The 19,093-nt window shown below is 61.0% G+C and carries 20 protein-coding genes; 10 read left to right on the forward strand and 10 right to left on the reverse strand.

Going from position 1 to position 19,093, the window contains the following annotated elements; all coding sequences use genetic code 11:
* Positions 1 to 20 precede the first annotated feature (20 nt).
* The 5 genes from ACP7EW_RS18560 to ACP7EW_RS18580 are packed head-to-tail and all read left to right on the forward strand — an operon-like array spanning position 21 to position 3,944.
* On the forward strand, positions 21 to 785 hold the full coding sequence (locus tag ACP7EW_RS18560) for an SURF1 family protein (protein WP_426218788.1): 765 nt from the start codon (positions 21 to 23) through the stop codon (positions 783 to 785).
* Positions 751 to 1,335 (forward strand): hypothetical protein, encoded by a 585-nt coding sequence (locus ACP7EW_RS18565; RefSeq protein WP_426218790.1) that lies wholly within the window; start codon positions 751 to 753, stop codon positions 1,333 to 1,335. Before ACP7EW_RS18560 ends, ACP7EW_RS18565 begins: the two co-directional genes overlap by 35 nt.
* A 10-nt stretch (positions 1,336 to 1,345) precedes the next feature.
* Complete coding sequence (locus tag ACP7EW_RS18570; RefSeq protein WP_426218792.1) at positions 1,346 to 2,425, forward strand: COX15/CtaA family protein; 1,080 nt, start codon at positions 1,346 to 1,348, stop codon at positions 2,423 to 2,425.
* The gene (gene cyoE / locus ACP7EW_RS18575) at positions 2,413 to 3,312 is read left to right on the forward strand and encodes a heme o synthase (RefSeq protein WP_426218794.1); all 900 of its coding nucleotides are present in this window, start codon (positions 2,413 to 2,415) and stop codon (positions 3,310 to 3,312) included. The genes ACP7EW_RS18570 and cyoE overlap by 13 nt, the downstream gene beginning before the upstream one ends.
* On the forward strand, positions 3,309 to 3,944 hold the full coding sequence (locus tag ACP7EW_RS18580; protein WP_033899222.1) for an SCO family protein: 636 nt from the start codon (positions 3,309 to 3,311) through the stop codon (positions 3,942 to 3,944). Before cyoE ends, ACP7EW_RS18580 begins: the two co-directional genes overlap by 4 nt.
* 54 nt (positions 3,945 to 3,998) lie before the next feature.
* On the opposite strand, the gene ACP7EW_RS18585 is transcribed toward ACP7EW_RS18580, so the two are convergent.
* The 3 genes from ACP7EW_RS18585 to ACP7EW_RS18595 are packed head-to-tail and all read right to left on the reverse strand — an operon-like array spanning position 3,999 to position 6,502.
* Positions 3,999 to 4,769: a MetQ/NlpA family ABC transporter substrate-binding protein gene (locus ACP7EW_RS18585; RefSeq protein ID WP_269132412.1), complete on the reverse strand. Its 771-nt coding sequence runs from the start codon at positions 4,767 to 4,769 to the stop codon at positions 3,999 to 4,001.
* A 51-nt stretch (positions 4,770 to 4,820) separates the two neighbouring features.
* On the reverse strand, positions 4,821 to 5,495 hold the full coding sequence (locus tag ACP7EW_RS18590) for a methionine ABC transporter permease (RefSeq protein WP_010207814.1): 675 nt from the start codon (positions 5,493 to 5,495) through the stop codon (positions 4,821 to 4,823).
* Entirely contained in the window at positions 5,495 to 6,502 is a 1,008-nt protein-coding gene (locus tag ACP7EW_RS18595) for a methionine ABC transporter ATP-binding protein (protein WP_016978781.1), read from the reverse strand. Before ACP7EW_RS18595 ends, ACP7EW_RS18590 begins: the two co-directional genes overlap by 1 nt.
* Before the next feature lie 265 nt (positions 6,503 to 6,767).
* Here ACP7EW_RS18595 and katE point away from each other — a divergent pair, with 265 nt between their 5' ends.
* Entirely contained in the window at positions 6,768 to 8,909 is a 2,142-nt protein-coding gene (katE, locus tag ACP7EW_RS18600; RefSeq protein WP_426218797.1) for a catalase HPII, read from the forward strand.
* A 126-nt stretch (positions 8,910 to 9,035) separates the two neighbouring features.
* Here the strand turns inward: katE and ACP7EW_RS18605 are convergent, their stop codons facing one another.
* The 4 genes from ACP7EW_RS18605 to ACP7EW_RS18620 are packed head-to-tail and all read right to left on the reverse strand — an operon-like array spanning position 9,036 to position 11,841.
* Entirely contained in the window at positions 9,036 to 9,755 is a 720-nt protein-coding gene (locus ACP7EW_RS18605) for a PA5502 family lipoprotein (RefSeq protein ID WP_016978783.1), read from the reverse strand.
* A 37-nt stretch (positions 9,756 to 9,792) separates the two neighbouring features.
* Positions 9,793 to 10,581 carry a zinc ABC transporter permease subunit ZnuB gene (gene znuB, locus ACP7EW_RS18610; RefSeq protein WP_010207821.1) on the reverse strand — a complete coding sequence of 263 codons (789 nt, stop codon included), beginning with the start codon at positions 10,579 to 10,581 and terminating at the stop codon, positions 9,793 to 9,795.
* Positions 10,574 to 11,359, reverse strand: a complete 786-nt coding sequence (znuC, locus tag ACP7EW_RS18615) for a zinc ABC transporter ATP-binding protein ZnuC (RefSeq protein WP_028618647.1) — start codon at positions 11,357 to 11,359, stop codon at positions 10,574 to 10,576. The genes znuB and znuC overlap by 8 nt, the downstream gene beginning before the upstream one ends.
* Positions 11,359 to 11,841, reverse strand: a complete 483-nt coding sequence (locus ACP7EW_RS18620; RefSeq protein WP_028618648.1) for a Fur family transcriptional regulator — start codon at positions 11,839 to 11,841, stop codon at positions 11,359 to 11,361. Before ACP7EW_RS18620 ends, znuC begins: the two co-directional genes overlap by 1 nt.
* A 58-nt stretch (positions 11,842 to 11,899) precedes the next feature.
* On the opposite strand from ACP7EW_RS18620, the gene znuA reads away from it, so the two are divergent.
* A complete protein-coding gene (gene znuA, locus ACP7EW_RS18625) occupies positions 11,900 to 12,829 on the forward strand; it encodes a zinc ABC transporter substrate-binding protein ZnuA (RefSeq protein ID WP_177112238.1) in 930 nt (309 codons plus the stop codon).
* A gap of 27 nt (positions 12,830 to 12,856) precedes the next feature.
* Here the strand turns inward: znuA and ACP7EW_RS18630 are convergent, their stop codons facing one another.
* Positions 12,857 to 13,810, reverse strand: coding sequence for a homoserine kinase (locus ACP7EW_RS18630; protein ID WP_426218802.1), 954 nt, complete (start codon positions 13,808 to 13,810; stop codon positions 12,857 to 12,859).
* Positions 13,811 to 13,866: 56 nt separating this feature from the next.
* The gene (locus tag ACP7EW_RS18635) at positions 13,867 to 14,157 is read right to left on the reverse strand and encodes a DUF2782 domain-containing protein (protein ID WP_038851128.1); all 291 of its coding nucleotides are present in this window, start codon (positions 14,155 to 14,157) and stop codon (positions 13,867 to 13,869) included.
* A 74-nt stretch (positions 14,158 to 14,231) separates the two neighbouring features.
* On the opposite strand from ACP7EW_RS18635, the gene polA reads away from it, so the two are divergent.
* Positions 14,232 to 17,009: a DNA polymerase I gene (gene polA / locus ACP7EW_RS18640; protein WP_426218804.1), complete on the forward strand. Its 2,778-nt coding sequence runs from the start codon at positions 14,232 to 14,234 to the stop codon at positions 17,007 to 17,009.
* Positions 17,010 to 17,278: 269 nt separating this feature from the next.
* Here the strand turns inward: polA and yihA are convergent, their stop codons facing one another.
* Positions 17,279 to 17,920, reverse strand: a complete 642-nt coding sequence (gene yihA, locus ACP7EW_RS18645; RefSeq protein ID WP_010207832.1) for a ribosome biogenesis GTP-binding protein YihA/YsxC — start codon at positions 17,918 to 17,920, stop codon at positions 17,279 to 17,281.
* 192 nt (positions 17,921 to 18,112) lie between these two features.
* Here yihA and ACP7EW_RS18650 point away from each other — a divergent pair, with 192 nt between their 5' ends.
* The gene (locus tag ACP7EW_RS18650) at positions 18,113 to 18,415 is read left to right on the forward strand and encodes a c-type cytochrome (protein ID WP_033899251.1); all 303 of its coding nucleotides are present in this window, start codon (positions 18,113 to 18,115) and stop codon (positions 18,413 to 18,415) included.
* A 34-nt stretch (positions 18,416 to 18,449) separates the two neighbouring features.
* Positions 18,450 to 19,061, forward strand: coding sequence for a c-type cytochrome (locus ACP7EW_RS18655; RefSeq protein WP_016978792.1), 612 nt, complete (start codon positions 18,450 to 18,452; stop codon positions 19,059 to 19,061).
* Positions 19,062 to 19,093 lie beyond the last annotated feature (32 nt).

Below are 19,093 nucleotides of genomic sequence, written 5' to 3' on the forward strand. Positions count from 1 at the left end.
TCCAACGGGATGGGCGGGCAATGAAAACAAGTATAGCCAGCGCCATAAAATGCTTTCGGCCGGGAATCGCACCGACATTGGTAGTGTTGGTGCTGCTGCCGTTGATGGTGGGCCTGGGGTTCTGGCAGTTGTCTCGCGGCCATGAAAAACAGCTGCTCGTGGACAGCTACGCCGAGCGGCGCACGGCTGACCCGATCAGCAGTATGCAACTCAACGACACGGCGGACCCAGCCTTCCGCCGCGTTCGTTTGCGCGGCCAATTTGACGCCGAACACAGCGTATTCCTCGATAACCGCATGCGCGACGGCAAGGCCGGCGTAGAGCTGCTGCAACCCTTTCACGACCAGGCCAGTGGCCTGTGGCTGTTGCTCAATCGCGGTTGGCTGCCCTGGCCGGATCGGCGCACGCCGCCTGTGTTCACTACGCCCGATCAGCCGGTGAACCTTGATGCCTGGGTGTACATCGCCCCCGGCGAAACCTTCCAGTTGCACCCGGACCCCGCGACCGCGCAATGGCCGCGCCTGCTGACGGCCTTGCACCCTGCCGCGCTCTGGGCCGAGTTGGGTCGCAACGGTTTCGCCTATGAGTTGCGGGCCGAAGCCGGCCCCGGCACCTACGAAACCACCTGGCCGATCGTTGCCATGGGCCCGGAAAAACATTTGGCGTATGCCGTGCAGTGGTTCGCCATGTCGCTGGCGTTGCTGGCGCTTTATCTCTACCTCGGATGGCATAACAAAAAGGAGAAGCCCCATGGGAGCGGCCACGAATCCACTCAACATGTCTGAAGCACCGGACCGGCGCAAAGGCCGTTGGCAGTTGATCCTCATCCTGATGATGGTGATCGGCCCGATGGCGCTGGCCACCTTTATGTACAAGCTGCAGTTTTGGGTGCCGGAAAGCCGCAGCTACCACGGCGAGATGATCGGCAATGGCCAGACCCGCGCCGATATTGGCGTACAGGCCGACGAGCAGCGCTGGCAGCTGCTGGTGACCGCGCCCAGCGCCTGTGCAGCGGATTGCCAACAGCTGGTGTACCTCGCACGCCAACTGCAAATCAGCCTGGGTCGTGATGCCTCCCGCGCCAGCCATGCCTTGGCCAGCGCGCAGCCGGTGAGCGCGGAGTACGAGGCCAAGCTGAAAATTGAATACCCGCAGCTGCAACGCTACCCGCTGGACCTGCCGACCTTCAGCAAAGACGCCGCCGCGCCGGGTGATGCGCAACTGTGGATCGTCGATCCCCACGGCAACCTGGTGTTGCGCTACGACGCCAAGGTCAAGGGCAAGGATTTGCTCAACGACCTGCGCCACCTGCTGAAACTGTCGAACATCGGATAAGGGCATCGTCATGGCCAAACCTGGATTTCGCCTCGCGTTGTTTGCCACCTTGCTGGCGCTGATCGTCGTGCTGCTCGGCGCCTATACGCGCCTGACCCACGCCGGCCTGGGTTGCCCGGATTGGCCGGGCTGCTACGGCTTCATCAGCGTGCCCAAGACCGAAGCCCAGTTGGCTCATGCCGAGCTGCATTTCCCCGATACGCCGGTGGAGGCCGACAAGGGCTGGGCCGAGATGACCCATCGCTATTTCGCCGGCACCCTGGGCTTGCTGATCGTGTTGCTGGCTGCGCGTTCGTGGAGCCATCGGCGCGATCCAGGCCAGCCGGTCAAGCTGCCGCTGTTCCTGCTGGCGGTGGTCTTCGCCCAGGCGGCGTTTGGCATGTGGACGGTGACATTGAAGTTATGGCCGCAGGTGGTGACGGGCCATTTATTGGGCGGCTTTGCGACCTTGAGCCTGCTGTTTCTGCTGACCTTGCGCTTGTCCGGCGTGTTGCCCGCGCTGATCGTGCCCAAGCGCCTGCAATATTGGGCGACGGCGGGCGTGGTGCTGGTGATCGGCCAGATCGCGCTGGGGGGCTGGGTCAGTTCCAACTACGCGGCGGTGGCCTGTATCGATCTGCCGACGTGCCACGGCGAATGGTGGCCGGCGGCAGATTTCGCCAATGGCTTTCATCTGACCCAGCACATCGGGCCCAATTACTTGGGTGGACAACTGGACAGCGAGGCGCGCACTGCCATCCACCTGACCCACCGCATTGGCGCCGTCATCGTCAGCCTGGTGCTGCTGGGCCTGGCCTGGCAACTGCGTGCAGTGGGCATGACGCGCTTGGCCGGCTTGCTGCTGATCGCCCTAGCGGCGCAAATCTGTCTGGGCCTGAGCAATGTGTATTTCCACTTGCCGCTGCCGGTGGCGGTCGGGCACAACGCTGGCGGCGCGGCCTTGTTGCTGACGCTGGTGCTCGTCAATTATCACGCCCGAACCAGTCTGGTCCGGGTGCGCAACCAGCTGCCGTTCGGCTGGCGCTTTATCCCACGCAAACACGTATCGGGCCTCATCACCCTTAAAGGAGAGATGCCATGGCGACCTTGATCGGCACGCGTCACAGCCAAGCCATCTGGCGTGACTACCTGGAGCTGACCAAGCCGAAAGTGGTGGTGTTGATGCTTATCACCTCATTGGTGGGGATGTTCCTGGCGACCCGCGCGGGCGTGCCATGGACGGTGCTGGTGTTCGGCAACCTGGGGATTGCCCTGTGTGCGGGCGGCGCGGCGGCGGTGAACCATGTGGTGGACCGGCGGATCGACGCCGTAATGGCTCGCACCCACAAGCGGCCGCTGGCGGAGGGGCGTGTGTCGCCGCTGGCGGCGTTGGCCTTCGCATTGTTTCTGGCTGTTGCGGGATTGGCGCTGCTGCTGGCGTTCACCAACCCGCTGGCGGCCTGGCTGACCTTGGCTTCGCTGCTCGGCTACGCCGTGATCTATACCGGTTTTCTCAAGCGAGCGACGCCGCAGAATATCGTCATCGGCGGCCTGGCTGGCGCGGCGCCGCCGCTGTTGGGGTGGGTGGCCGTCACCGGGCATGTCAGCGCTGAACCCCTGTTGCTGGTGCTGATCATCTTCGCCTGGACCCCGCCGCACTTCTGGGCCCTGGCCATTCACCGCAAGGAGGAATACGCCAAGGCCGATATCCCGATGTTGCCGGTGACCCACGGCGAGCATTACACCAAGGTGCATATCCTGCTCTACACCTTCGCCCTGCTGGCGGTGAGCCTGATGCCCTATGTGATCCACATGAGCGGCCTGCTGTACCTGGCGTGTGCACTGGTATTGGGCGGGCGCTTTCTGCAATGGGCCTGGGTGTTGTACCGTGGCGGTCGGCCGCACGCGGCGATCAACACCTTCAAGTACTCTATCTGGTACTTGCTGCTGCTGTTTATCGCGCTGCTCCTCGACCACTACCTACTGTTGAACCTATGACTCGAACTCAAAAAACTGTCTTCATCCTGGTGGCCCTGGTGGCATTGATCATGGGCCTGACCGTCAACAAAGTGCTCTCGGGCAAAGGCCAGGGCGATCCCACCGCCTTGATCGACGCCGGTATCATCCTGTTGCCGCAAAGCCGTCAGTTGCCGCCGGTGACCATGACCAATCAGGAAGGCCAGCCGGTGGTGGTCAACGAATTGAAAGGCAAGTGGAGCCTGTTGTTCTTCGGCTACACCTTCTGCCCGGACATCTGCCCGACCACCCTCGCCCAGCTGCGCCAGATCAAGAGCGAATTGCCCAAGGAGGTTGTGGACAAGTTGCAGGTGATCCTGGTCAGCGTCGATCCGCATCGCGACACGCCGACTCAGCTCAAGCAGTACCTGGGTTACTTCGATCCGCAGTTTGTCGGGTTGACCGGAGCGAATGTCGAGGAGGTGCAGAAGGTGTCGAATGCGGTGAGCATTCCGTTCATTCCGGCCGATACCAGCAAACCCAACTACACCGTCGACCACAGTGGCAACCTGGCGCTGATCGGGCCGGATGGGACTCAGAGAGGGTTCATCCGTGCGCCGTTGAACAACCAGAAGCTGGTGGCGCAGTTGCCTGCATTGTTACAGCGCCCATAAACAAAACCCCCATTCGACCGGGTCGGATGGGGGTTTTGTTGTTTCAGCGGTGGATCAGAACGCCGGCTTGATCGCGCCTTTGTACTTCTCTTCGATGAACTTCTTCACTTCAGGCGTGTGCAGGGCTGCAACCAGCTTCTTCACGGCGTCCGAGTCTTTGTTGTCTTCGCGGGTCACCAGGATGTTCACGTAAGGCGAGTCGCTGCCTTCGATGACCAGCGCATCCTTGGACGGGTCCAGCTTGGCTTCCAGCGCGTAGTTGGTGTTGATCAGCGCCAGGTCGACCTGGGTCAGCACGCGCGGCAGGGTCGCGGCTTCCAGTTCGCGGAATTTCAGGCCTTTAGGGTTGGCGGTGATGTCCTTGATGGTCGACAGGATGTTGGTCGGGTCCTTCAGGGTGATCAAGCCGTTCTTGGCCAGCAGCAACAGGGCGCGGCCGCCGTTGGTGGCATCGTTCGGGATGACCACGTTGGCGCCGCTTGGCAGCTCGTCCAGCTTCTTGTACTTGCTGGAGTAGGCGCCCAGAGGTTCCAGGTGCACAGCGCCAACGCTCACCAGGTGAGTGCCCTTGGCCTTGTTGAACTCATCCAGGTACGGCTGGTGCTGGAAGAAGTTGGCGTCCAAGCGCTTTTCAGCGACTTGTACGTTCGGCTGCACGTAGTCGGTGAAGACTTTGACCTGCAGGTCTACGCCTTCTTTGGCGAGGGCAGGTTTCACGAATTCCAGGATTTCCGCATGAGGCACCGGCGAAGCAGCGACCGTGATGGTCTCGGCGTGGGCGGAAAACGCCGCAACGGCGGCGAAAGCAACCAGTAGTTTTTTCATCCAACAAGCTCCTTGTTCGGGCATGTACCGGCGTACGGCCGGCAATGGCCGTTATTTTCGAGAAAAGTGCACCACCAGCTTGTCGCCGACGGTTTGCAGAATTTGTACCAGGATCAACAGCATCACCACGGTGACCACCATCACATCGGTCTGGAAACGCTGGTAACCGAAACGGATCGCCAGGTCACCCAAGCCACCGGCACCGACCACACCGGCCATCGCCGTGTAGGACACCAGTGTAATCGCCGTCACCGTAATCGCCGCGAAAATGCCAGGACGGGCTTCGGGCAGCAAGGCGTTGGTAATGATCTGGCGCGTGCTGGCGCCCATGGACTGGGTGGCCTCGATGATGCCGCGGTCCACTTCACGCAGGGCGGTTTCCACCAGTCGCGCGAAGAACGGCGTTGCCCCCACGACCAGCGGCGGAATCGCACCCGCCACGCCCAGCGAAGTGCCGGTGATCAGGACGGTGAACGGGATCATCACGATCAACAGAATAATGAATGGTAGCGAGCGCAGGATGTTCACGATCAGCGACAGCAGCGCGTACAGGCCTTTCTGTTCGAACAGTTGGCGCGGGCTGGTCAGGAACAACAGCACGCCCAGCGGCAGGCCGAGCACCACGGTGAAGAACAGCGAGCCGAACAACATGGTCATGGTGTCGCCGGTGGCGAGCCAGATTTCCGACCAGTCGATATTGGCGAAGAAACTCAACAGGACGTCCATTAGCGCAGGATCTCCATGTGGACGTCAGCGGCGGTGAAGCGCGCAAACGCGGCTTCCATGTCGCCACCGGTGACGGCGAGGGTCAATTGCCCGTAAGGGATGTCTTTGATGCGGTCGATACGACCGGCGAGGATGCTGTAGTCCACACCCGTTTCGCGGGCGACGGTGCCCAGCAATGGCGCGTAGGTCGCTTCGCCCTGGAATGTCAGGCGCACGATGCGGCCTGGGACATGGGCGAAGTCGTCGCGTTGCTCGTTTTCGTCGACCTGCTCGGACTCTTGCACGAAGCGCTTGGTGGTCGGGTGCTTGGGATGCAGGAACACATCGGCCACCGAGCCTTGCTCGACAATCACGCCCGCGTCCATTACGGCCACCTGGTCGCAGACGCGGCGGATCACGTCCATTTCATGGGTGATCAACACGATGGTCAGCTTCAACTCGCGGTTGATCTCGGCCAGCAGTTGCAGCACCGAGGCAGTGGTCTGCGGGTCGAGGGCGCTTGTGGCTTCGTCGCACAGCAGGATCTTCGGCTTGGTCGCCAGGGCGCGGGCGATGCCGACGCGTTGTTTCTGGCCACCGGACAATTGCGCCGGGTATTTCTTGGCGTGGTCCGACAGGCCCACGCGCGCCAGCAACTCCGCGACGCGCAGGTCGATGTCCTTGCGCGACAATTCGCCGGCCAGGGTCAGTGGCAGTGCCACGTTGTCGGCGACGGTCTTGGACGCCAGCAGGTTGAAGTGCTGAAAGATCATCCCGACCTGCTGGCGGAAACGGCGCAGGCCGTTGGCGTCCAGGGCGGTGACTTCTTCGCCGTCCACCGTGATCTGGCCGCCACTCGGTTCTTCGAGGCGGTTGATCAGGCGCAGCAGTGTACTTTTGCCCGCGCCGGAATGACCGATCAGACCAAACACCTGGCCGTTCTCGACGGTCAGGCTGGTGGGGTGCAGCGCGGGAATATCCCTACCGGCGACGCGGTAGGTTTTATGGACATTTTGAAACTCGATCACGTAGCGAACCTTGTGGGGCGCATGGAAAAGGGATCAGCGGTTAGCCGGGCGCGCATTTTAGCCTGTCCGTATAGCGTTTCTTAGCATTTATTTCGCATTCATCCAGCGATTTGGCAATAACGAGACCAAAGGTCATAAAAAAGGAACGGCCCAAAACCTCGTCAGTCACTACTTAAGCAACTCGATTTCTCAGGTGCCGTGCCTGGGGTTTTGCTCAAGCTAGCCGGGGATCGCTCTGGCCACTTTGAATAAGGAGTTTTGTCTGATGAGTACCAAGAAGCCAGCCACCCCGCCGAAGAGTGAACTCGCGGGCACCGATACCTTGGACCGTGGCAACACCAACGCCAAGCTGCAGGCCCTGGAGACATTCCGTTCCGATGCGACCGGCCAGGCCCTGCGTACCAACCAAGGCGTGAAGATTTCCGACAACCAGAACACATTGAAAGTCGGTTCCCGTGGCCCATCGCTGCTGGAAGACTTCATCATGCGTGAAAAAATCACGCACTTTGACCATGAACGCATCCCGGAGCGCATCGTGCATGCTCGAGGCACGGGTGCTCATGGCTTTTTTGAAACCTATGCAGACCACTCCGCGCTCACCAAAGCCGGTTTTCTGCGCAATCCCGGGCAGAAAACCCCGGTATTCACGCGCTTATCTACCGTGCAGGGCCCTCGCGGTTCAGGCGATACGGTGCGCGATGTACGCGGTTTCGCAGTGAAATTCTTCACCGACGAAGGCAACTTCGACCTGGTTGGCAACAACATGCCAGTGTTCTTCATTCAGGATGCGATCAAGTTTCCCGACTTTGTTCACGCCGTGAAACCTGAGCCCCACAACGAGATTCCTACTGGCGGTTCGGCCCACGATACGTTCTGGGATTTTGTTTCGCTGGTGCCGGAGTCGGCGCACATGGTGGTGTGGGCAATGTCCGACCGCGCCATTCCCAAAAGCCTGCGTGCCATGCAGGGCTTTGGCGTGCATACGTTTCGCCTGATCAATACCGAGGACAAGTCCAGCTTCGTGAAATTCCACTGGCGTCCAAAAGTGGGCACCTGCTCGCTGGTGTGGGACGAAGCGCAGAAGCTGGCCGGTAAAGACACCGACTACCACCGCCGCGACCTATGGGAGTCGATTGAGACGGGCGATTACCCTGAGTGGGAACTGGGTGTGCAGATCGTTGCAGAAGAAGACGAGCATAAGTTCGACTTCGACTTGCTCGACCCGACCAAGATCATTCCCGAAGAACTGGTGCCGATCACGCCGCTGGGCCGGATGGTGCTGAATCGCAACCCGGATAACTTCTTCGCTGAAGTCGAGCAGGTCGCCTTCTGCCCTGGCCATATCGTGCCGGGTATCGACTTTACCAACGACCCGTTGTTGCAAGGCCGTCTGTTTTCCTACACGGACACCCAGATCAGCCGCCTCGGTGGTCCGAACTTCCATGAGATCCCGATCAACCGTCCGGTTGCGCCAAACCATAACGGTCAGCGCGATGCCCTGCATCGCACGGTGATTGATAAAGGCCGCGCTGCTTACGAGCCTAACTCCATCGACGGCGGTTGGCCGAAAGAAACGCCTGCCGGCCCGACCGACGGCGGTTTCGAGACCTACTACGAGCGTGTCGATGCGAACAAGGTGCGTGAGCGCAGTGAATCGTTCGGCGACCATTTCTCTCAGGCCACGCTGTTTTTCAACAGCATGAGCCACCATGAGAAAGAGCACATCATCGCCGCCTACAGCTTTGAATTGGGCAAGGTCGAGCGCGAGCATATTCGTGCGCGTCAGGTGAATGAAATCCTCGCCAATATCGACCTGGAGCTGGCCAAGCGCGTTGCGCAGAACCTGGGTCTGCCGGCGCCGACCAAAGGCACGGTAGCGGCACGTGAGACATCGGTTAAAGAGTCCCCGGCGTTGAGCCAGGTGAACCTGCTGTCGGGTGATATCAAGACCCGCAAGGTGGCGATCCTGGCAGCTAATGGAGTTGACGGGGCTGCCATCGACGCGATGAAAAAAGCGCTCGCAGCAGAAGGCGCGCATGCCAAGTTGCTGGGGCCAACCTCGGCACCGGTCACCACGGCGGATGGCAAATCTCTGCCTGTGGATGCGTCCATGGAAGGCATGCCGTCGATTGCGTTTGATGCGGTATTCGTACCGGGCGGCGCGGAATCTGTGAAAGCGCTGAGTGGTGACGGTGTTGCACTGCATTACCTGTTGGAAGCCTACAAACACCTGAAGGCAATTACGTTGGCCGGTGAGGCCAAGCAATTGCTGGACGTGCTCAAGCTGGAGGCGGATGCAGGTTTGATTGTGGGTGGGGATGCCAAGGCATTTAAGGCGTTCTTCGCGGCGATCGCGCAGCATCGGGTATGGGATCGGGAGCCGAAGGCCAAGGCGATTCCGGCTTAAGTCGTAGGTTGTTTTTTAAATCGCCTTCGCGAGCAAGTCGAATCGTCGCACCGCCGCTCCCACATTTGGAATGCGTTCCAAATGTGGGAGCGGCGGTGCGACGATTCGACTTGCTCGCGAACGGCTTTATTCCGCCTTGCGCGGAATCAGCACAACCTGCGCCGGAATGTGTTTCAAGATCTGCCGGTGAATCTTCAGGTCATACCCCGAATCAATTCGCTTCACCCGTTTGGTCAGCAACGTGGCCAGCCACGGGTAATCCTGGGTGCGCGGCGCCTGGATGGTCACATCGCACTGGTAATTCACCACGTCGGTGGCGATCGCATCCAGCTGATGGCGCAGTTCTTCAATATCAGTGAGGTTCAGCGCCACCGTGGTACTGGGCGCCGCCGGGTCGATGACCTTGGCGGCGGGCTTGGCTTCGGCGGCTTTCAGGGCGGCTTCGGCTTTATCCAGCTCGGCCTTGCGGGCGTGGGTAATGGCGCTGTTGACGCCGCCGGTCAGTGCGGGCGCCTTGGGCATCAGGGCGCGGGCGCGGCTCAGGGCGGTGGCAGCGGCGTTGACGTCACCCTTTTGCAACACGATCTGGCTGCGCTGCAGGTAGGCTTCTGCCAATTGGCGCTGATAGTTTTCCAGCGCCGGATCGTTGGGCGACTGGGCTTGCAGTGCCGCCAACTGGTCTTCGGCGGTGGCCAACTCGCTGCTGGCCAGGTTTTGTTCCAGCTGCGCGATGGCCGCAGCGCGTGCGTCCGGGGCCTCGGGGGCGGCGGGCGGTGTGCTTTGACAGGCGCCCAGCAGCAAGGAAAATGCGGCAAGGAGCAGATAACGGGAGGTGAACGGCTTCATTCCTGCGACTCTCTATTTGCGCAAAAAGCGAGCAAGTCTACACCCCTCGACGGGGCAGGACAAAACTCAGCAGAAACAGGGCGGCGGCCGTGACCACAATCGATGGCCCGGCCGGCGTGTCCTTGAACCAGGACAGCGCCAGGCCCCCGCACACCGCAAGCATCCCCAGCAAACTTGCGCCGATGGCCATCTGCTCCGGCGAACGGGCATGGCGCTGGGCGGCGGCTGCGGGAATGATCAGCAGCGACGTGATCAACAATACGCCGACAATCTTCATCGCGACAGCAATCACCACGGCGATCAACAACATCAGGGCCATGCGCAGGCTTGGTACAGGCAAACCTTCTACCGTTGCCAGTTCTTCATGCACGGTGATTGCCAGCAACGGGCGCCATAGAGCCACCAGCAAGACCAGCACGGCTGCGCTGCCGCCGAGAATCCAGGCCAGGTCGGTGGTGCTGATTGCCAGCAGGTCGCCAAAGAGGTAGGCCATCAGGTCGATGCGCACTTCGTGCATGAAGCTCAGCACCACCAGGCCCAGGGACAGCGTGCTGGGCGCCAGGATGCCCAGCAAGGTGTCGGAGGCCAGCGGCTGGCGCTGTTGCAGGGTCACCAGCAGCACCGCCAGTAACAGACAGCCGACGGTGACAGCGATGGTCGGGCTGACATCCAGCAAGAAACCCATGGCCACGCCCAAGAGCGCGGCATGCGACAACGTGTCGCCAAAATAGGCCATGCGCCGCCAGACCACGAACGAACCCAGTGGGCCCGCCACCAACGCCAAAGCCAAGCCTGCCAGCAGGGCGTAGAGCAGAAAATCAGCCATGCTTGCAGCTATCTCCATGAACGTGGGTATGAGGTGTGGCGGGATCGTCGACCACGGCGCCATGCAGGTCATGGGCGTGGTCGTGATGGTGGTGGTAGATCGCCAGGCTTTGGGCGTTCTTGCCGAACAGCTCGACGAAGGCCGGGTCGCCGCTGACTTGTTCCGGGTGGCCGGAGCAGCACACGTGACGGTTGAGGCACACCACCTGGTCGGTGGTGCTCATCACCAGGTGCAAATCGTGGGACACCATCAGCACGCCGCAGCCATGGCGGTCGCGCAGGCGGGTGATCAGGCTGTACAGCTCGGCCTGACCGGCGACGTCGACGCCTTGCACGGGCTCATCCAGCACCAACAGTTCCGGCTCGCGCAACAAGGCACGGGCCAGCAGCACGCGCTGCATTTCGCCGCCGGAGATGCTTTGTACCGGGCTGTCGATCACCTGCTCGGCGCCGACTTCCTTGAGCGCCGCTTGCGCACGGGCACGGTCCACGCCCGGCACCAGGCGCAGGAAGCGCAACACGGACAGTGGCAGGGTCGGATCCACGTGCAGCTTCTGCGGCATGTAGCCGACACGCAGCTTGGGCTTGCGCCACACACTGCCGGTGTCGGGCTTGAGCAGGCCGAGTACGGCGCGCACCAGGGTGGTCTTGCCGGCGCCGTTGGGGCCGATCAAGGTGACAATTTGCCCAGGCTCCACGCTTAGAGCGATGTTATCCAGCACGGCTTGCCCGGCGAACGTGACCCCGACCTGTTCCAGGCGGATTAACGCGTTGCTCATCAAGCCCCCTGGCAGCCCGCGCACAGGCCGACCACTTCGACCGTTTGCCCTTCGACCCGGAAACCGACGTCGGCAGAGCTTTTGATGATCGCGTCACTGATGCTTTTTTGTTCAAGCTCGATGGCGGCGTGGCATTCGCGGCAGATCAGGAACTGGCCCTGGTGTGCATGTTCCGGGTGGCTGCAGCCGACAAAGGCGTTCAGCGAGGCGATGCGGTGCACCAGGCCGTTTTCCAGAAGGAAATCCAGCGCGCGATACACGGTCGGCGGCGCGGCGCGGCGGCCATCCTGCTCACTGAGTACGCCGAGGATGTCGTAGGCGCCCAGCGGCTTATGGCTCTGCCACACCAACTCCAGTACGCGACGACGCAGGGCGGTCAGGCGCAGACCCTTCTGTGTGCACAGGGTATCGGCCTCCGACAGCGCGGTATGCACGCAGTGAGAGTGGTCGTGGGGACGGCTGGCAAGCGGTGTTTTAGGCATGAGCGGCGACAGACATTTGATAGAGACGTTATTATGTTACCCGTTCCTACGCCATTGAGTGGTCATCGTGTCCCGACTTTTTCCCGTTTTTGTCGTATTTGTCACCAGTTTGTTCGTCGCGAGCGCCGCTCAGGCCGAGGTCAAGGTGCTGACCAGCATCAAACCGCTGCAGTTGATCGCCGCGGCCGTGCAGGACGGTGTGGCGGTTCCCGAGGTGTTATTGCCGCCGGGTGCGTCGCCGCATAACTATGCGCTGCGTCCATCCGACGTACGGCGCGTGCAGTCGGTGGACCTGCTGTACTGGATCGGCCCGGATATGGAGAGTTTCCTGCCGCGCGTGCTGAAAGGTCGTACGGCTGCGACAGTGGCCGTGCAGGACCTGCCAGGCATGAAGTTGCGTCGTTTTGCCGAAGATAGCCACTCACACGCCGATGAAGCCGACGAACACGACCACGATCACCGCCCAGGCAGCCTGGATGCGCATCTGTGGCTGTCGACGGTGAACGCTCGGGTGATTGCGGCGCGCATGGCGGCTGACCTGGCTGCCGCCGACCCGGCCAATGCTGCGCGTTACCAGAGCAACGTGAAGGCCTTCAATGAGCGCCTGGATGCCCTGGATGCTCGCCTGAAAGCCCGCCTGGCGCCGATTGATGGCAAACCTTACTTCGTCTTCCACGAAGCCTTCGATTACTTCGAAGACGCCTACGGCCTCAAGCACACCGGCGTGTTCAGCGTGGCTGCTGAGGTACAACCCGGCGCCCAGCATGTGGCGGCGATGCGTACGCGTTTGCAGGAAGTGGGCAAGACCTGCGTGTTCAGCGAGCCGCCGTTGCGTCCGCGCCTGGCTGAAACGCTGGTCTCCGGTTTGCCGGTGAAGCTGGCGGAGTTGGATGCGCTGGGTGGTTACACCCCGGCTACGGCACAGGGTTATGAGCAGGTGTTGGAGAAGTTGGGCAATGACTTGGCGGGTTGCCTGGAGTCCTTGTAGAAGCCGGCAAGCCGGCTCCTGCAAAGGTTAGAGTGCAAAGGGCAGGTGCACGGTAACCTGCTGACGCTGCACCAACCGATGCTCGAACTCCGCCGGGTCATGGATCAACACGTCCTGCCCGGCGAACGATTCAGCCGCGATCAGGCGTGACAACCAGAACCGCACACAGGCCACGCGCAGCATCGTTGGCCACAACTCGGCTTCCTTGGCGGTAAACGGCCGCAGGCTCGCATAAGCCCCCAGCAATGCCCGTGCGCGTTGCCCATCGATCACGCCATCCGCGTCCGAACACCAGTCATTCAGGGCGATTGCCACGTCGTACAGCATCGGACCGGAGCAGGCGTTGTAGAAGTCGATCAGCCCTGTAAGGTGCGTCCCTTCGAACATCGCGTTGTCGCGGAACAGGTCGGCGTGCACGTTGGCGCGTGGCAGCGCTAGGATCTCAGCCTTGTGGGCTGCGATCTCGGTCAGTGCATTCTGCAGCAGGCGTTGTTGTGCGTCGTTCAAGTGCGAAATCAACTGCCCGCCTTCGCTGAGCATCCAGTCCAGGCCGCGATCGGTCTTGCGCTCCAACACCTTTTCACCTTGGGTTGCCAGGTGCAGATGGCCCAGCAGATCACCGACCTGCGCGCAGTGCTGCGCGTTGGCATCCTTGATGTGCTTGCCGGCCAGGCGCGGTTGCAGCAGTGCGGGTTTGCCTTTCAGCTCGCGCAGAGCCACGCCGTCGGTGGTGCGCAGGGCGTAGGGCACGGGCAGGTCGGCGTCGTGGAGCACGTCGAGCAGTTCGATGAAGAACGGCATTTCCGCGACCGGGCCACGTTCGACCAGGGTCAGGACGAACTCGCCCTGCTCCAGGCTGATAAAGAAATTGGTGTTTTCACTACCGGCGGCAATCCCCTGGAAGTCGATCAGGCGGCCGAGGCCGTAAGGGGCGAGAAAGGTTTCCAGCTCGGGCCGAGCCAGGGGGGTGAACACAGACATGGTTAAAACTGCCAGTACGGGCGCCGCAATGCGCGGCGCCAATTTAAGTTAAGAAATCATTTCCATTCGAAAATCTTCCATGACGGGATCAGCATATCCGGCTGGTCAGAGCGGATGAAGTTCGCATCGGTTCCGTCGGCGCGCACCAGGAAGTACGGAGGCGCGCCCTTTGGCGTTACCTTGATCGCATACAGGAAGCCGTTTTGGCGGTACTCCTGGATGGTCTTGTCGCCTTCCGTGCGAATGGTTACTTCCGGATCGCCCCCAGGGGCGCTGTCTGCCGCCATGGCAGCCATCGGAGCGAGTGCAATCAAGCCGGTGAACAGCAGGCGATTGAATGTACGCATGATAACCTTGTCCCTTTGTCGTCATTGGTCCGGCTATTCTAGCGCCTGACCCGCCGAAAAGGTTGATTCTGCTCATGAGCCAAGCACCCCTCGTCCTGGTGGACGGTTCTTCTTATCTGTACCGCGCCTTCCACGCGCTGCCACCGCTGACCACCTCCAAAGGCCTGCCCACCGGTGCGGTCAAGGGCGTGTTGAACATGCTCAAAAGCCTGCGCAAGCAGTACCCGAACAGCCCGTTCGCGGTGGTGTTCGACGCCAAGGGTGGGACCTTTCGCGATGACATGTACGCCGAATACAAAGCCAACCGCCCGAGCATGCCCGATGACATGCGCCTGCAGATCGAGCCCCTGCACCAGAGCGTGATCGCCCTGGGTTTCCCGCTGCTATGCGTTGAAGGCGTCGAGGCCGATGACGTGATTGGCACCCTGGCCCGCAGCAGTGCGGCTGCCAACCGCCCGGTGGTGATCTCGACCGGTGACAAGGACATGGCGCAACTGGTCGACGGGCACATTACCTTGGTCAACACCATGACCGGTAGCGCGATGGATATCGACGGCGTAAAGGAGAAATTCGGCGTCGCACCGGAGCAGATCATCGACTACCTGGCGCTGATGGGCGATTCGTCCGACAACATTCCAGGCGTTCCAGGCATTGGTCCCAAGACTGCTTCCGGCTTGCTCGTCGGCGTGAACGGCGGCATCAAAGAACTCTATGAGCAGCTGGATATCGTGCCGACCCTGCCTATCCGTGGCGCCAAAACCCTGCCGGCCAAGTTGGAAGAGCATCGTGAGAGTGCATTTCTTTCCTACCAGTTGGCGACGATCAAGTGCGATGTGCCATTGGATGTCGGCCTGGATGACCTGCACCTGATCGAGCCGGATCGCGAGAAGCTGCTGGAGTTGTACACCCTGCTGGAGTTCAAGAGCTGGTTTGATGAAATACAGCGTGACGCCAAGCGTGTGGAGCTCAAGGCGGCGCCTGCTGTTGAGGAAGTCGCTGAGGCAGTGGCGCCAGCAGAGGCGAGCTACACCACGATTCTCGACCCCGCGACCTTCGACATCTGGTTGAAGAAGCTCAATGACGCGAAGTTGATCGCCTTCGACACCGAAACCACCGGTATTGACGCCCAACAGGCGCAGTTGGTCGGCGTTTCCTTCGCCGTCCAGCCCCATGAAGCGGCCTACATCCCGCTGACCCACTCCTACATCGGCGCGCCGGAGCAGTTGGATCGCGACACCGTGCTGCTGGCCCTCAAGCCGCTGCTGGAAGACCCGAGCAAGCTCAAGGTCGGCCAGCATGCCAAGTTCGACATGAACATCCTGGCCAACTGTGCCATTGGTGGCGATCCGGCGAATGGCATTACCGTGCGCGGCATCGCCTTCGACACCATGCTTGAATCCTATGTGCTCAATTCCACGGCCACCCGCCACGACATGGACAGCCTGGCCAAGAAGTACCTGGACTACGACACCGTCGCCTTCCAGGACATCGCCGGCAAAGGCGCCAAGCAGCTGACATTCGACCAGATCGCGCTGGAGCAGGCTGGCCCATATGCGGCGGAAGACGCCGATATCACCTTGCGCCTGCACCAGGCGCTGTTTGCACAACTGTCCGCCGTCCCGAGCCTGGCGAGTGTGCTCACGGAGATTGAAATCCCGTTGGTGCCGGTGTTGGCGCGTATCGAGCGCCAGGGCGCGCTGGTCGACAAGGATTTGCTGGGCATCCAGAGCATCGAGCTGGGCAACAAGATGGTCGAGCTGGAACGCCAGGCGTTCGAGATCGCCGGTGAGGAGTTCAACCTCGGCTCGCCCAAGCAGCTCGGCGCGATCCTTTACGAGAAACTCGGCCTGCCGGTACTGAAAAAAACCGGCAAGGGCCAGGCCTCCACAGCCGAAGAAGTGCTGGCCAAGCTGGCTGAAGATGACTACCCACTGCCCAAGGTGCTGATGCAGTACCGCAGCATGAGCAAGTTGAAAAGCACCTACACCGATCGCCTGCCGGAGCAGATCAACCCCCGCACCGGGCGCATCCACACCTCCTATCACCAGGCGGTGGCGGCTACCGGGCGCTTGTCGTCCAGTGATCCGAACCTGCAGAACATCCCGGTGCGTACCGCCGAAGGGCGGCGCATTCGCCAGGCGTTCGTCGCGCCCAAGGGCTACAAAATGTTGGCGGCGGACTACTCGCAGATCGAGCTGCGGATCATGGCGCACCTGTCCAAGGACGAAGGCCTGATGAACGCCTTCCGCGACAACCTGGACGTGCATACCGCCACGGCGGCAGAAGTGTTCAAGGTTGAACTGGGCGAGGTCACTTCGGATCAGCGTCGCAGCGCCAAGGCGATCAACTTCGGCCTGATCTATGGCATGGGCGCGCAGAAGCTCGGTAAGGACATTGGCGTCGATACCAAGACGGCCAAGGCGTATATCGATGTGTATTTCGCCCGTTATCCCGGCGTGCGCGAATACATGGAGCGCACCCGTGCCCAGGCGGCTGATCAAGGTTATGTCGAGACGTTCTTCGGTCGTCGCCTGTACTTGCCGGACATCAACTCCAACAAGCCCCAGGAGCGCGCAGCGGCAGAACGTACCGCGATCAACGCGCCGATGCAGGGTACGGCGGCGGATATTATCAAGAAGGCCATGGTGCGGGTGGACAACTGGCTGACTGAGTCAGGCCTGGATGCCAAGGTGATCCTGCAGGTGCACGATGAACTGGTGCTGGAGGTGCGTGAAGACCTGGTGGCGCAAGTCAGCGAGAAGATTCGCGAACACATGAGCGCTGCCGCACAGCTGGATGTACCGTTGCTGGTGGAAGTGGGCGTGGGCAACAACTGGGACGAAGCGCACTGAGTCCGGGACTCTGCCATCACCTTGTGTGGTGGCAGAGTGCTTTAGTACGGAAATCGCCGTCGGTTATTTCAAATAGTTTTTCGAACCTGCCGGAACTTAACCCGTGAACTGCTACTCAGAGTTACTGAATGGGTGGTGAAGCCCTTCAATGCTCCTATGTTGTGTTAAGTGTTGGCAGATATCTGGACCCCGCCCTAGCGGTCCGGAACTTGAACCCCGAACTTCCCCTCCCCATACGAAGTCCGGGGTTTTTTTTGCTTGTAGAAAAGTTACTCGGCCAGTTCCGCGCCCTTGTCGGCCAATTCCATCCAGCCTGCCAGCACGGTGTAGGCCTCTTCCAGGCCCATGCGTTTTGGTGCCGAGAACAGCTGGATGGTGATCGCGTCACCCCAACCTTTACGGATTTCGGACTGCACTTTGAGCAGGGTGTTTTTGGCCGCGCCGTAGGTCAGCTTGTCGGCCTTGGTCAGCAGGATGTGCATCGGCATGCCGCTGGCGACGGCCCAGTCGAGCATCAACAGGTCGAAGTCAGTCATCGGATGGCGGATGTCCATCATCAGAATCAAACCCTTCAAACTCTCGCGGCCACCCAGGTAAGCCTCCAGGTGACGCTGCCAGTGCAGCTTCAACGGGATAGGGACTTTTGCGTATCCGTAGCCCGGCAGGTCGACCAGACGCCGATCATCGTCTAGCTTGAAGAAATTGAGGAGTTGCGTGCGGCCCGGGGTTTTCGAGGTGCGTGCCAGGCTGGCGTGGGTCAGGGTGTTCAGCGCGCTGGACTTGCCAGCGTTGGAGCGACCGGCAAAGGCGACTTCAAAGCCCTCGTCATCGGGGCATTGGTCAACTTTGGCGGCGCTGAGCATGAACGTGGACTGTTGGCACAGACCGAGGATGGGATTCTTGAGTTGCATGAGATTTCCGATGTGGGCGGTGCCGAAAAAGGGTGCGGCAAGCGGTGTCGTTTCCGTTTCAGTAGCGCCAGTATATAATGCCGCAGATTTTGTGTGTGCTTTGTCCCAGCGAAGGATGAGGTTCACGGGAGCGATAGACCTTTATTGCGCATTAGAACGCAAAGCGCTCTCAAACCCTGAAATGGTCGACGTATGACCAAGTGGTTGCTCGCTATCGGTGTCCTGGTCCCGCTTTACGGCGCTCAGGCTACACAGGATCCGGAAGCGGTGTACAACCGAGTTTGCGTGGCTTGCCATGCCGGCCAGTTGCCCAACGCCCCCAGACGGGGTGACCAGGCAGCCTGGGCGCCAAGACTGGCGCAGGGCATGGACACGCTGGTGCAACACGTGACCCAGGGTTTCAAGGCAATGCCGCCGCGTGGTTTGTGCATGGACTGCAGTACTGAGGATTACCAGGCCGTCATTCAGTTGATGGTGAGTAAACCCGGTAGATAACTCTTAAACCCCTTAGCCGTAGTTGGATTAGCTGATGAACAAACTGATCGTGAGTCTGCTGTTGACCTTGGGCATCACCGGTGTTGCCCATGCTGCAGGCGACGCTACAGCGGGCCAGGCGAAAGCCGCCGTATGTGGTGCTTGCCATGGACCGGATGGTAACAGCCCGGCGCCGAACTTCCCCAAACTGGCCGGCCAGGGCGAGCGTTACCTGACCAAGCAGATGCAGGATATCAAGTCCGGCAAGCGCACGGTCCTGGAAATGACCGGCTTGTTGACCAACCTCAGCGATCAGGACCTGGCAGACATCGCGGCGTATTTTGCCAGCCAGAAGGGCAGTGTGGGAGCTGCCGATCCGAAACTGGTGGCCCGTGGCGAGAAACTGTTCCGCGGCGGCGACCTGGAAAAAGGCCTGCCTGCCTGCACCGGTTGCCACTCGCCCAATGGCGCGGGCATCGCCGCCGCCGGCTTCCCGCACCTGAGCGGCCAGCACGCGACCTATATCGCCAAGCAGTTGACCGATTTCCGCAAGGAAGAGGCCGGGCGAGCCAACGATGGCGACGCGGCAATCATGCGCACCATCGCCCGCAAGCTGAGTGATGAAGACATTGCGGCGGTGTCCAGCTACATCCAGGGCCTGCACTGAGGTGCACGCAACGTTAACACTCGATTAATCCC

Origin of the sequence: Pseudomonas sp. DWRC2-2 (assembly GCF_049897885.1) — a bacterium.
Taxonomy (GTDB): Bacteria; Pseudomonadota; Gammaproteobacteria; order Pseudomonadales; family Pseudomonadaceae; genus Aquipseudomonas; species Aquipseudomonas azotoformans_A.